The sequence below is a fragment of the Achromobacter sp. HNDS-1 genome (assembly GCF_040084795.1).
GTDB lineage: Bacteria > Pseudomonadota > Gammaproteobacteria > Burkholderiales > Burkholderiaceae_B > Achromobacter > Achromobacter ruhlandii.
Map to the genome: position 1 here is coordinate 2,644,509 of NZ_CP157584.1, position 13,297 is coordinate 2,657,805.

The following is a 13,297-nucleotide window of genomic DNA, read 5'->3' on the forward strand; positions in this document are numbered from 1 at the left end:
GCTCGCTTGCGCCGCGCGCGGGCCGCCGGCCTTCCCGGACGGCCGCTTCAGGTGGCCACGGCAGCGCGCACGCGCGGCAGCTCGCGGTCGTCGATGGGCCAGTGCAGCGCCGCCGACAACACGCCCAGCGCCATCGCGCCCAGCCAGATCAGGTCGTACGAGTGGGTCGCCTCGAACACGACGCCGCCCAGCCAGACGCCGAGGAACGAGCCGAGCTGGTGGCCGAAAAAGACGAAGCCGAACAACGTCGTGATGTAGCGCACGCCGAACACCTGCGCGATCAGGCCGTTGGTCAGCGGCACCGTGCCGAGCCAGACGAAGCCCATGACCGCGGCGAACACATAGACCGACCACGGCGACAGCGGCAGCAGGAAGAACAGCGCCATGGCGGCGGTGCGCAGCAGGTAGATGCCGGCCAGCAGATACTTGCGGCGATGGTGCGCGCCGAGGATGCCGCAGACGTAGGTGCCGGCCACATTGGCGAGCGCGATGATGGCCAGCGCGGCGACGGCATCCGCCGCCCGCATGCCCTTGTCCATCAGGTAGGCCGGCAGGTGCGTGCCGATAAAGGCCAGCTGGAAGCCGCAGGCCAGGAACCCCAGGTTCAACAGCCAGAAGCCGCGTTGGGAAAAGGCCTCGCGGATCGCCGCGCCGAGCGGCTGGTCGGGCTGCGCGGGGCCGGCCTTCGATGCCGCGCGCTCCGTTTCCTTCAGCGGCCAGGCCAGCGGCGTCAGCACGGCCAGCACCACCGCGAAAACCAGCAATGCGCTCACCCAGCCCGCGCCGCCGATCAGCCACTGCGCCGCCGGCACCATGGTGAACTGTCCCAGCCCGCCGACCGCGCCCGCCACGCCCAGGGCCCAGCCGCGCCGCTCGGGCGGCACCAGCCGGCTGAGCGCGCCGTAGATCACCGCGAACGCGGTGCCCGACAGGGCCACGCCGATACAGATGCCGGCGCTCCACATGAAGGCGGCCGCGCTGGTGGCGTGCGCCATCCCGGCCAGCCCCAACGCGTAGAACACCAGCCCGCCCAGGATCACCTTGGCCGAGCCGTAGCGGTCGGCGATCATGCCGGTAAACGGCTGCACCACGCCCCAGGTCAGGTTCTGTACCGCCAGGGCCATGGCGAAGGTCTCGCGCGACCAGCCGCGGTCCATGGTGATGGGCAGCAGGAACAGGCCCTGCACGTGCCGCACGCCCAGCGCCAGGCCCATGACGATGCCGCCGGCCAGCACCATCAGCCACAGGTTGCGCGACGGCGTGGCGGGACCGGATGAAGCAGCGACGGACGGAATGGCGGCGGACATGGCGACCCTCTGGCGTGATACCTCGAACCCGCGCGCGGGCGACTAACCGCTATTACAGGGTCGCGGCGGCGGCCCTTCAACTGATTATTTTTCGCCGGCGGCATGCGCGGCGGGAATGCCAGCGGGCACCCACAACGAGAACACCGACCCCTTGCCCGGCACCGAGCGCAGCGAGATCTCTCCATGCAGCAGCCCGGCCAGCCGCCGCACGATGGCCAGGCCCAGGCCCAGCCCCTCTTCGCTCCCCGGCGCGGCGGGCGCGCCGGCGCCGCGCATGAACTCGGTGAAGACGGCTTCCTGCAGCTCGGGCGCGATGCCCACGCCCGTGTCCCACACCTGGATCACGACGCCCCCGCGCCGCCGCCGCGCCGACAGCAGCACCCGCCCCTGGGGCGTGTACGACAGCGCGTTGCGCAGCAGGTTGTCCAGGATGCGGCGCAGCAGGGCCGGGTCGGTGTCCAGCGCCAGCCGGGTGGGCGCCACCGACAGGCGCAGGCCGCGCGCGTGCGCCTGCGGCTCGAAGTCCAGCCGGATGTCGTCGAACAGCGCATCCAGGTGGACCGTGCGGCGTTCGATCCGCAACAGGTGCGCGTCCATGCGCGATACGTCCAGCAGGCCGTCGAGCAGGCGGTTCAGGCTGTCGAGCACGGCCTGCTGGCGGCGTGCGACGTGCAGCGCGTCCCGCGCCGAGACGCTGCCTTCCTCGGCGCGGCTGGCCAGGATGTCGGTGAACATGCCAAGCGCGTGTACCGGCTGGCGCAGGTCATGCCCGGCCGCGGCCAGGAAGCGGGTCTTGGCGCGATCGGCGGCGGCGACACGGTCACGCTCGCGCTCCAGGCCGCGGATCAGGGCGGTGTTCTCGAAGCGCAGCGCCACCGTGGTCTTCAGGCTGCGATAGGTGACGGCGCTGAAATACAGGTTGACCGCCAGCAGGCAGACGCCGAAGGCGGCGTAGACCAGGTGCAGGCCGTCCGCCGCCGCCAGGCAGGCCAGGATGAACGGCGCCACCATGCCAAGCGCCGATCCGGCATAGGCCGGCGGATAGGCCGACAACGATGGCACCGCGCCGCTGCACATGCCGGCCAGTATCACGCAGCCGAACGCCAGCATCATTTCCTGCCCCGACAGCACCGCGGCCAGCCCAGCCAGCCCCCACAGCAGGCCGGAACTCCAGGACAGCGCGCAGAACCCCGTGATCCAGGGCCGCAGCGGGCCCGCGCCGCGCCGCAGGAAGCGACGACAGACGACCACGCGCCCCAGCGTCAGCAGGTAGACCGCGCCGAGCCACGCCAGCAGCGGCCCGCCAGGCACGATCTCGCGCATGACGTAGGCGACCGGGACCGCCACCGCGAAATTGGCGAACAGCACGCCATAGGATTGTCGGTAGAGCAGGGTCGCCAGTTCGGCCGCGACGGCCTCGGCAACTGGCGCCACCCCCGGCGCGCCGGTCATGGCAACAGGATGCCCGGCGGGCGGGGCGTGGGTAGCGCGGCGGGGGCGGTCATGCGCCTGGATCGGTCCCTATAATGGTGCATCATTCTGACACATACTCTGGCGTCGCCGCCGCTCTCGATGCCCCTTTCCTCCCCGCCTCCCCTCCTGCGCGTGCTGCTGGCCGATGACCATGCCATCGTGCGCGAGGGCCTGACGATGGTGCTGCGCCAGGCGGTCGCCATGGTCGGCTCGGTCGACGAGGCCGCCACGGGCGAGCAGGTGCTGGCCCTGCTGGCCGCGCACGGCGCCGATGTCCTGGTGCTGGACCTGGGCATGCCCGGGGTGGCCGGTTCGGCCTGGGTGCGAACGCTGCGGGAACGCCATCCCGCGCTCCACATCCTGGTGCTCACCGCCAATACCGACGCGCGCAGCCGCCAGGCCATCCTGGAGGCCGGCGCCGACGACTACCTGGCCAAGACGGGCAGCTCGCGCGAGTTGATGGCGGCGATCCGGCGGCTGCACGATGGCCACGCCGGCGGGCCGGCGCGCGTCCGCCCGACCCACACGCCGGCCCCCGCCGAAACACTGACGCGGCGCGAACACCAGGTGCTGGCGCTGGCCGCGCAGGGCAGCACCGCCGCGCAGATCGGCGCGGCCCTGCACATCAGTCCGCTGACCGCGCGCAAGCATCGCGAGAACCTGATGCGCAAGCTCGGCCTGCACAGCACCGCCGAACTGGTGGCCTACGCGGTGCGCCTGGGCCTGCCGGGCGCCTGAAACCGCGCCGGGCGCGCCCGCGCCCGCCAAAAAAATACGGCACGCGTCGTATTTGCTACGGAATCTTCCAAACGTAGACTGGTTTTGCTGGGCCGGGCGCTCCCTCCACCAGAGCCCAGGAAGACCGCGGCCCCGCATCGGACCTCCCGACCCCTTTCCCCCTTCCTGGCGCGGATCGCCCCAGCCCGCGCGCAGAAGCCGTGCGCCCGCGCCGCCGCGCCGAGCATCCCGTCCATGACATGCAGCCCCACCATGCGCCCTGCTCCCCGATCCGCCGCCGTCGCCCCGTCCTCCCGCCGGCCCGATCCGGTCAGCCAGCTGGTGCGCGAGGAATCCGAGCGCCTGCGGCGCTTCGTGCTGCGCCACGTGGGCAACGGCCCCGACGCCGACGACATCACCCAGCAGGCCTTTGTCGAGATGTCGGTCTCCTACGACAGCTTTCGCGGCGATAGCAAGCCATCGACCTGGCTGTTCGGCATCGCCCGCAACCTGATCCGCAATCACCTCTCGCGCGCTCCCGAACGGCGCTACGCGTTTGTCGGCGAGGAAGAGTTGGCGGGCGAACATGACTGCCGTTCGGATCCTGCCGCGCGCCTGGAACTGGTACAGGCGATCCGCCTGCTGGACCATTCGCTGGCCGCCTTGCCGGTGGACCTGGCCGAAGTGCTACGGATGATCTGCGCCGAAGAGCTGTCGTACGAAGAAGCCGCCGCGCAGTTGAATCTGCCGATCGGGACGGTGCGCAGCCGGCTGTCGCGCGCCCGCTCCCAGCTGCGCGCCCGGGCGCGCCAGCAAGGCGGTTGGCTCGACGCCTGACCCCGCGCGGCACGATGTTAACGGTTCGTTTTCTATCGTTACATTTGCCGTTTTTTTGAGTGCTACTGCTGGTTACAGTGCTGCCCTCGTCCCTTTTTTCAGACAGGCACTTCGACCATGCGGCACGTCCGGCTTCGCTCGTTCCCCTCCGCCGCGCCCACGCGCGCCCTGGCGCAACCCGGGGGCGCCGCATCATGAGCGCCGCTTTGCGTTTGCGAACAGGCTTGCGGCCGCTGGCGCTGGCCGTGGCGCTGGCCGCGCTGGGCAGCGCGCCGGCCAGCGCCGACGAATACGCCGACTGGCAGCACGACTGCGTCGGCCGCACCTACGCCATCACCCCTGACGTCAGCTGCCAACGCGCCTATGCCGAAGGGCTGGCCGCGGTGATCACCGGCAAGGCCAGCGACTCGGCCGGTACCTGGGGCTACGTCGACAAGCAAGGCCAGATGGTCATCAAGCCGGCGTTCCAGGAAGCGGAGTCGTTCCAGAACGGCCTGGCCGCGGTGCGCCAGGAGGGTCTGTGGGGCTATATCGACAAGCGCGGCAACTGGGCCGTCAAGCCTCGCTATGCGCGCGCCTCGGGCTTCAATGCGGAAGGCACCGCGCTGGTCGAACTGGACGAACGCGACGTGCTGATCAATCGCCAGGGGCAGGTGGTCAAGACGTTCGAATTGGGCACGCGCTCGTGGGGTTTCGAACGCGGCCAGAAGCTGGCCGAGATGGAAGTGCCGCAGCCGCCGCGGCTATTCAACACCGCGACCGGCCGCGCACTGACGCTGCCCGCCGATGTGATGATGCTGGCGTCCTCCGACGACGCCGGCTCCCTGCCGGCGCAGCGGCGCAGTTCGCGCTATGGCGGCTGGTGGGGCCTGCTGGATGCCGACGGCCGCTGGGCCATCGCGCCCGACGTGCTGCGCTCGCAGCAACCGCCGCTGCGCGACGGCGACACGCTGGCCGTGCAGCGCGAAGACATCTGGCGGTTCGTGCGGCCCGACGGCTCGGCGTTGAACGGCGACGGCTATGAAAACGTGACGCGCGTGGCGTCCGGCCTGTGGCTGGTGAAGCCCAAGGGCGACGGTCCCTACGCACTGCTGGACGCCCAGCTCAAGCCGCTGCGCAGCTTCACCAATCAGTATGTCGGCGTCGAGGCGACCGATGGCTGGAAGGTGCTGACCGACGTCGACGCGGTGATCCTGATCCCGCCCGACGGCAAACCGCGGGTTGTCCCCGCGGCCTTCGGCCGCGTCACCATCCAAAACGGCATGGCCTGGATCAACGCCCAACAGCCGGCCGGTGCGGGGGCGGCGCCGTCCGCCGCGCAGGCCGACGTTGCCGCCAGCGTGGCGGCGCCCCCGGCAGCGTCCCTCGACCCCTCGCCGCCGCTGGCCGCGGATGTCGCAACCGCCGCGCCGCAGGCGGTCGACGCCGCCACTGCCACGCCGCAAGCCGTCGAGGCCGCGGCGGCGGCAGACGCCGCTGCGGATGCGGCGGCCGATGCCGCCACGGCGGCCAGCGACGCCGCCGTCAGCGCCGATGCGGGCGGCTACGAATCCGAAGCGACCCTGGCGCAGATCTATCGCCCCGACGGCACGCCGCTGCTGGACGCCGACACCGTCGCGCGCCTGGGCCAATACCGCGTCATGCCGTTCAGCGCCAAGCGCGCCGCCGGCAAGGCGCGCGACGGCCGGGCGGACGCCGACGCGCTGCCGCTGGCGCTGCTGCGGCCCAACGACTACAACCAGCCGACCGGCATCCTGACGCGTTCGGGCAAGATCGTCACCAATGCGGAATGGGACGACATGAGCAGCTACGACGCCACCGCGCCGCTGCTGGTGCAGACCCGCGAGCGCACCGTCGGCGCCATCGACGCCGAGGGCAACTGGATCCTGGCGCCGAAATACGCCGGCATCGGCGGCTTCAACGGCCCCTATTCCTGGGCCCGCACGCCCGACATGGACCGCAACGCCGCCGTGCTAATCGACACCCGCGGCAATCCGCAGAAATTGCCGGCGCGCATCGAGGTCAATGGCGAAAAACTCGACGGCGACCTGCTCTACTTCTATGCGCTGGACGAACGCCGCAACCGTCGCTGGGGCCTGTGGAACGTCCGCGCAGGCAGCGAGACCGTGAAACCGACGCTCGACCGCATCGAGGACTTCACCGACGATTGGGCCAAGGCGCAGGACCACGATCGCTGGGGCGTCATCGACCGCCAGGGCAAATGGGTGGTGCCCGCCACCTACTCCGGCAGCTATGAACTCGATTACCTGGGCAACGGCTATCTGCTGGCGCGCGAACCCAAAGGAGAAGACAGCTCCGGCTATCGCGACGACTATCGCCTGATCAATCTACGCACCGGCAAGCGCAGCGTGGTGCTGCACGACCGGCCGCAGGATCTCAAGCAGGGCCGCTACCTGGCGCAAGGCAAGGACGGCGCCACGCTGCTGTTCGACGCCCAGGGCGGCATGACGCGGCTGTTCGAAGGCGAGCCCGAGCGCAAGGAGCAGTTCGGCGACTGGATCTACGTGCAGTACCGCTCACGCAATGGCGCCATCGACGCCCGCGGCAACTTCAAGGTGCCCCCCACCCATGGCGAGTTCAACCCATTCTTCGTGCAGCCCGAGGGCCTGGCGCGCGTCTCCGACGGCCAACGCTACCGGCTGATGGACGAGAACGGCAAGACGCTGCTGCAAGCGCGTGGCGATGGCACGCCGCTGGCGTCGATGAAGCGCGCGGTGTTCCGCGACAGCAAGAATTCGCAAAGCGTGATGACCGATCTGCAGGGCCGCGAAATCACTCGATTCAAGGGCGAATTCACGCTGGACGAACGCAGCGCCAGCGAGGGCGTGGTGGTCTATCGCGGCCAGGGCGACCGCTATGGCTTCGTCAACGCCGACGGCAAGCGCGTGGTCGGACCGTACTTCGATAAGCTGGGCCCGCTGCGCGACGGCCTGGCGCTGGCGCGGCGCGAGCAGCGCAGCGGCAAGCTGCTAGGCTACATCGACCTGAGCGGCCGTTACGTCATCCCGCCGGAATTCGGCTGGGCCGATGACTTCAGCGAAGGCCGCGCCCTGGTGCGCCGTGAAGGCCTGCTGGAATTCATCGACACGCGCGGCACGACCATGATGCTGTTCGGCCTGATCTGCGGCGAAGTCGTCGTGTTCGACGCGCAGGGTCGCCTGACCTGGCCGCGCGAAAAGCTGACCTGCCCCGACGCCGGCGACCTTGAATACGCGCCCGCCCCTGAATCCGCCCAAGCACAATGACCATGAAATCACGCGCGTTTCACGCCACCCGTCTCGCCTGCGCCCTGGCCGCGCTGGGACTCTCGCTGTCGGCCCACGCCCAATACCGCCAGAACGGCATCCCCTGCGTCGACGGCCCCATGGATCTGACCGCGGTCCAGGACACCCGCCACGGCGACGCCGGTCCCGCCGGCTGCATCGGCCCGCTGTCGGACAATCGCGCCGCCGTGCTGCTGCCGTCCTCGCTGGAAGAGATCGACCGCGTCCCCACCGACGCCTCGCTGCGCCGCCACGCCTGGGGCTTTATCGACGCCAACGGCAAACTGGCGGTCGAGCCGCAGTTCGAGCGGGTCGGCGATTTTCACCACGGCCTGGCCGCGGTGCGCTGGAAGGGCAAGTGGGGGTACATCGACGCCAAGGGCAAGATGGCGGTGCCCCCGCGTTACGACAGCGCCTCCGATTTCGTCGAGGGCGGCCTGGCGGTGGTGACGGTGGATGGCCGGTACCAGTTGATCGACCGCGCCGGCAAGGCGGTGGGCGACGCCATCGATGCCAGCGTCGACAGCGTGCGCCTGGGCGAAGGCAAGCCGGCCCGGCTGTCGATCACGTATCGCGAGGAATTCCGTTCAACCAGCGGCGAGCGCCGCTACGCCAAGCCCGGCGTGCAGGTGATTTCCAGCTATGGCGATGGCCTGTTCATCGGCGTCGACAACCATGGCATGCATGGCCTGCTCGACGGCGACTGGAACTGGCGCGTGGCGCCGCAATACAGCGACATCTCGCGGCTGGACCGCAACGCCCTGGCGCTGGGCATCGGCGAAGAGGAAGTGGTGCTGATCGATCCCGCCGGCAAGGTGATCGGCGAAGGCAAGCGCTACGAGCGCATCAAGCGCGTGGGCAAGGCCTTCTGGAGCGCCCAACTGCCGCGCGGCAAGGGCTACGCCCTGCTGGACGCGGCGGGCCAACCGTTGGGCGCGCTCACGGCCGAGGAAGCGCAGTCTTCGGAGATCTACGACAACACCCTGGTCTATGTATCCGGCGATACGCTCAAGGCCTATGTGGCCGGTCGCGCCGAACCGGTGGCGCTGGGCAGCGGCATGCGCCCCGAGCAGAACGAGGAAGGCTACCTGCTGTTCCGCGACCAGGCGGGCCAGGTGGCCGGGCTGCTGACGCCCAAGGGCGCGTGGCTGCACGGCGACAGCGCGCCGCCGTGGCTGGCCGACGTCGGCCGCATGACGCTGCGGCAGGGCAAGCTGTGGCTGTCCGGCCAGGACGGCCAATTGCTCAACGCGCTGGACGCCGACGGCCGCGCGATCCTTCAGCCCGATGCCCTGGCGGCGGCCCAGGGCGCGCAACTGCGCGACCTGCCGCTGAACGTGCCGGGCGGCCCGCTGGGCCTGCTGGGCCAGGGTTACTGCCACTGCAACGACGGCGGCGCCGGCCTGGTGCTGGCGGACGGCAGCGTCGCCACCCACAAGGACTGGACGGAGGTCGTGCCGCTGGATGAGCCGCGTGACGACTACGCCACCGACGAAGAGGCCGAGGCCGCCCCGCTCGGCGCCGATGACCTGCGCTTTGCCGCGCAGACCGAAGCGGGCGTGCAACTGCTCGATGGCCGCGGCAAGCCGATGGATCTGCCGCCGCAGCAGCACATCGGCGCCTTCCACCAGGGTTACGCGCTGATCTACAACAAGGGCCAGACGCGCCTCATCGACCGCGGCGGCAAGGTCCATGCGCTGCCGGATTACTTCGAGGCGCAGGTGGTGGCGCCCGGACTGGTGCGCTACCTGAAGACCGCGGCAGAGGGCGACCCGTGGGGCCTGTACGATTTCATCGCGGGCAAGGAAGTGTCGCCGCCGGCCTTCCAGTACATCGGCGAATTCCAGCACGGCCAGGCCGCCGCCTCGCTGGGCGCCGGCAAGGCCGGCGTGATCGACCAGCAGGGCAAGTGGGTGGTGCCGCCGCGCTATCACGCCGTCAAGCGCGTCAGCGACAAGCTGTGGCTGGTGCAGCAGCCCGGGCCGCAGGAAAACGAATACCGCCGGCCGACCGCGCTGGTCAACCGCGATGGGCGCGTCCTGACCGCCTTCCAGCCGGCGCTGGAGGTGTCGCGCGAGGCCAATGGCACCTACCTGGCCTACAGCGAAAAACAGCGCTGGCTGGTCTCGCCGGACGCTTCCGGCACGCTCGACCTGGAAGACGCCAGCTATACGCAGATGGGCGACTGGCTGGCGATCCGCCGCGCCGACCGGCACGGCTATGTCGACGGCCAGGGCCGCTGGCAGGTCGCGCCCGGTCCGGTGGCGGGCACGCGCTTCCAGGGCACGCCGGCGCGCGCGCTGGTGAGCGGCGACGACGGCGCGCGGCTGATCGACGAACATGGCAAGACCGTCGTCAACCTGCCGGCCGGCCAATGGTACTGGCCGGCGGGATCGGCCTGGCTGATGCGCCATGGCAGCGACGACAACGGCAAGCCGACCACCACCTACGTCGACGCCACGGGCAAGACCCGCCTGACGCTGGCCGGCGACGGCACCGCGTTCTCGGAAGGCCAGGCCGCGCTGGCGCTGCCCAACGGCGGCATGCGCGCGATCAACGACAAGGGAGCCGCCTCCGGGCCGACCTTCGCCCACCTGGGGCCGCGCCGCAACGGCCTGTCGGTCGCGGCCGTGGGCGAGCGCTACGGCTACGCCGATGGCCAGGGCCGGATGGCGATCGCGCCGGTCTACCTGTGGGCTTCGGACTACGCCGGCCAACGCGCCGTGGTGTCGACGCGCGAACAGTCGCTGATCCTGGACGAGCGCGGCGCGATGGTGGCGCGCGTCACGCTGGAATGCGGCATCCGCACGCTCTATGGCGCCTACAACCAGCGCCTGTGGCCGCTGTCCATGCCGCAGCACTGCCGCCGGTAACGCCGCGCGGGTGGCGCGCGATGACCGCGCCCGCCCGCCTTGGCGCGCGCCGCGCGCGGCCTACTGCGTGTCCAGCGCCAGGTAGCGGCGCGTCTGCACGATCTCTTCGCGTTCCTTGAAGCTGGTCAGGCGGTCGGCCAGCGCGCTGCTGTCGCCTGTCTCGCGGATGGCTGCAAGCGTGGCCTGCATGGCGTGGATGGCGGCGCGCTGCAGGTCCGAGGGAATGATCGCCAGGCGATAGCCCATGGCCGCCAGCTCGGGCAGCGGCACCAGTGGCGTCTTGCCGCCATAGAACATGTTGATGAGCTTCAGGCCGGGCAGCCGGTCCGCGATGGCGCGGATCTGCTCCAGCGTTTCCGGCGCTTCCACGAACACCATGTCGGCGCCCGCCTCAACATAGCGCTCGGCGCGCGCGATGGCGGCGTCGAAGCCTTCCACGGCGATGGCGTCGGTGCGCGCAATCACCAGCGTATCGGCATCGGCCAGCGTCTGGCGCGCGATGTGCACCTTGCGGCACATTTCCGCGGCATCCACCAGGCTCTTGTCATCCAGGTGGCCACAGCGTTTGGGAAACGACTGATCCTCGATATGGAAGGCGGCCACGCCGGCGCGCTCCATGACGCGCACGGTGCGTTCGACGTTGGCCGAGCCGCCGAAGCCGGTGTCGGCATCGGCGACCACCGGCAGGCCGCTGGCATCGACGATCTTCTCCACCCGGTCCATGACCTCGGTGAAGCTCAGCAGGCCGATGTCGGGATAGCCGGCCGCGCGCGCGATCGCGCCGCCGCTGGCATAGACCGCGTTGAAGCCGGCGGCCGCCACCAGGCGGGCCGACAGCCCGTCGTAGGCGCCGGGCGCCACCACGATGTCCTGGGCGAGATGCTGGCGCAGCCGGGCGCCGGGAGTCAGGGTCGTAGCCATGAGGCATTCCTTTGAAAAACGAAACGTCGATGCACGCATCATCGTTCCGCCAAACTAGAATGTCCAATATATGGAAAATTTTTAATCAATACTTTTTGAGTACCTGAATGGAACTGCGCCATCTGCGTTATTTCGTCGTCACGGCCGAGGCCCAGCACTTCACCCGCGCGGCCGAGCAACTCGGCATGGCGCAGCCGCCGCTGTCGCAGCAGATCCGGCAACTGGAAGAGGAAGTCGGCACGCCGCTGTTCGACCGGCGCGGCCGCGGCGTCAGCCTGAACGACGCCGGGCGCGCCTTCCTGGGGTGCGCGCAGGACATCCTGCAACGCGCACAAGACGCGGTGCGGACGGCGCAACGGGCGGCGCGCGGCGAGGTCGGCGAGCTGTCGCTGGGCTTCACCGAATCGGCCTCGTTCCATCCGGTCGTGACCGAACTGATCCGGCTGTACCGCCAGCAATACCCCGATGTGGAAATGACGCTGTCGCAGGACGACAGCGAAACACTGGTGGCGCGCCTGCGCGACGGCCTGATCGACGCGGCTTTCGTGCGGCCGCCATTCGCCATGGACGGCGGCCTGCGCTTCACGCAATTGACGGAAGAGCCCCTGGTGGTGGCGCTGCCGCTGGGCCATGCGCTGGCGCGGCGCAAGCGGCTGGCGCCGGCCGACCTGGCGCGGGAACGCTTCATTCAATATTCGCGCAAGTCCGGCTACGGCCTGAGCGCCGACATCATGGCGGCGTGCCGGCAGCACGGGCTGAATCCACTGCCCGGCCAGCGCGCGCCGCAGCTGTCATCGGCGGTGAACCTGGTGGCGGCGGGCATGGGCGTGGCCATCGTGCCCGCGTCGCTGCGGCACCTGCGCCCGGACGGCGTGGTGTATCGCCCCTTCGCGCTGGACTGGCCGCGCGCGGTGCTGGGGCTAGCGGTGCGCGAGGACGCGCCCGGCGGGCGCGTGGCCAATCTGCTGGCGCTGGCGCAAGGATAGGCGCGCCAATGGCCGGGCCACGGCCGTCGCCTGCGGGAATCGCGCCCGAGTCGTCGGCGGCGGGCGCCCGGCCTCAGTCTTCGTGCGACTCGTGCACCGCGATGGCGCCGCGCTTCCAGTAGCTGGCGGCGCGGATGCGGCTCTTGTCGACGCCATGCTGCGCCACCATGATCTCGCGCACCGCCTTGGCCACGGCCGACTCGGCCGCGATCCAGCTGTAGCCTTCGCCCGGCGGCAGCGCCAGCTCGCGCGCGGCTTCCAGCAACAAGGTGCTGTAGCCGGCCGCGGTGCCGTTGCGATGCAGCCAGCGCACCGAGGCCTGGGCCCGGGTAGCCAGCGCGATCTCGTTGGCGGCGCCCGGCACTTCGATCAGCACCAGCGCCTGCGCCGTGGCGGGCAATTCCTCCAGGCGGCGGGAGATGGCCGGCAACGCGGTTTCGTCGCCGATCAGCACGTGCCAGTCGAAGCCCGTGGGCACCACGAACGAACCGCGCGGGCCGCCGATGCCCAGGCGTTGGCCGACCGCGGCCTGCTCGGCCCAGGTGGAGGCGGGGCCATCGCCATGCAGCACGAAGTCGATGTCCAGTTCCTGCCGCGCCGTGTCGAAACGGCGCGGCGTGTAGTCGCGCGCGGCCGGGCGCGGCGCGCCCTCGGGGAACTTGATGCCATCGGGACCGGCTTCGGGCAACACCAGCGGCTGCGACGGATCGGCGGGAAAAAAGAGCTTTACGTGGTCGTCGAAGGACGCGGACACGAAGTCGCGCAGGTCTTCGCCGCGGAAGGTGACGCGGGCCAGCAGGCCCGCGATGCGTTCGACGCGCGCCACGGTCAGCGTGCGCATCTTGAGCGGATGGCGCACGCGTTCGACGGTCAGGTCGGTCTGGGTCATGGGATCTCCA

General features: G+C 70.3%; 9 protein-coding genes. 5 read left to right on the forward strand and 4 right to left on the reverse strand.

Annotated features, from left to right (window positions below):
• Positions 1 to 47: 47 nt before the first annotated feature.
• Positions 48 to 1,238: an MFS transporter gene (locus tag ABFG95_RS12270; protein WP_059273115.1), complete on the reverse strand. Its 1,191-nt coding sequence runs from the start codon at positions 1,236 to 1,238 to the stop codon at positions 48 to 50.
• 153 nt (positions 1,239 to 1,391) lie between these two features.
• Positions 1,392 to 2,759 carry a HAMP domain-containing sensor histidine kinase gene (locus ABFG95_RS12275; protein WP_348995966.1) on the reverse strand — a complete coding sequence of 456 codons (1,368 nt, stop codon included), beginning with the start codon at positions 2,757 to 2,759 and terminating at the stop codon, positions 1,392 to 1,394.
• Positions 2,760 to 2,879: 120 nt separating this feature from the next.
• Here ABFG95_RS12275 and ABFG95_RS12280 point away from each other — a divergent pair, with 120 nt between their 5' ends.
• From ABFG95_RS12280 to ABFG95_RS12295, 4 genes are all read left to right on the forward strand, one after another.
• Positions 2,880 to 3,518 (forward strand): response regulator transcription factor, encoded by a 639-nt coding sequence (locus tag ABFG95_RS12280; RefSeq protein WP_348995967.1) that lies wholly within the window; start codon positions 2,880 to 2,882, stop codon positions 3,516 to 3,518.
• 252 nt (positions 3,519 to 3,770) lie between these two features.
• Positions 3,771 to 4,334, forward strand: a complete 564-nt coding sequence (locus tag ABFG95_RS12285) for an RNA polymerase sigma factor (protein ID WP_049076521.1) — start codon at positions 3,771 to 3,773, stop codon at positions 4,332 to 4,334.
• Between the two features lie 194 nt (positions 4,335 to 4,528).
• On the forward strand, positions 4,529 to 7,600 hold the full coding sequence (locus tag ABFG95_RS12290) for a WG repeat-containing protein (protein ID WP_348995968.1): 3,072 nt from the start codon (positions 4,529 to 4,531) through the stop codon (positions 7,598 to 7,600).
• Positions 7,601 to 7,602: 2 nt separating this feature from the next.
• Entirely contained in the window at positions 7,603 to 10,491 is a 2,889-nt protein-coding gene (locus ABFG95_RS12295) for a WG repeat-containing protein (protein ID WP_348995969.1), read from the forward strand.
• A gap of 60 nt (positions 10,492 to 10,551) precedes the next feature.
• On the opposite strand, the gene ABFG95_RS12300 is transcribed toward ABFG95_RS12295, so the two are convergent.
• Positions 10,552 to 11,412: an isocitrate lyase/phosphoenolpyruvate mutase family protein gene (locus tag ABFG95_RS12300; RefSeq protein WP_100504921.1), complete on the reverse strand. Its 861-nt coding sequence runs from the start codon at positions 11,410 to 11,412 to the stop codon at positions 10,552 to 10,554.
• 107 nt (positions 11,413 to 11,519) lie between these two features.
• Between ABFG95_RS12300 and ABFG95_RS12305 the strand changes: the two genes are divergently transcribed.
• Positions 11,520 to 12,398: a LysR family transcriptional regulator gene (locus ABFG95_RS12305; protein ID WP_059272699.1), complete on the forward strand. Its 879-nt coding sequence runs from the start codon at positions 11,520 to 11,522 to the stop codon at positions 12,396 to 12,398.
• Positions 12,399 to 12,471: 73 nt separating this feature from the next.
• Here ABFG95_RS12305 and ABFG95_RS12310 read toward each other — a convergent pair whose 3' ends face one another.
• On the reverse strand, positions 12,472 to 13,287 hold the full coding sequence (locus tag ABFG95_RS12310; RefSeq protein WP_049076524.1) for a siderophore-interacting protein: 816 nt from the start codon (positions 13,285 to 13,287) through the stop codon (positions 12,472 to 12,474).
• Positions 13,288 to 13,297 lie beyond the last annotated feature (10 nt).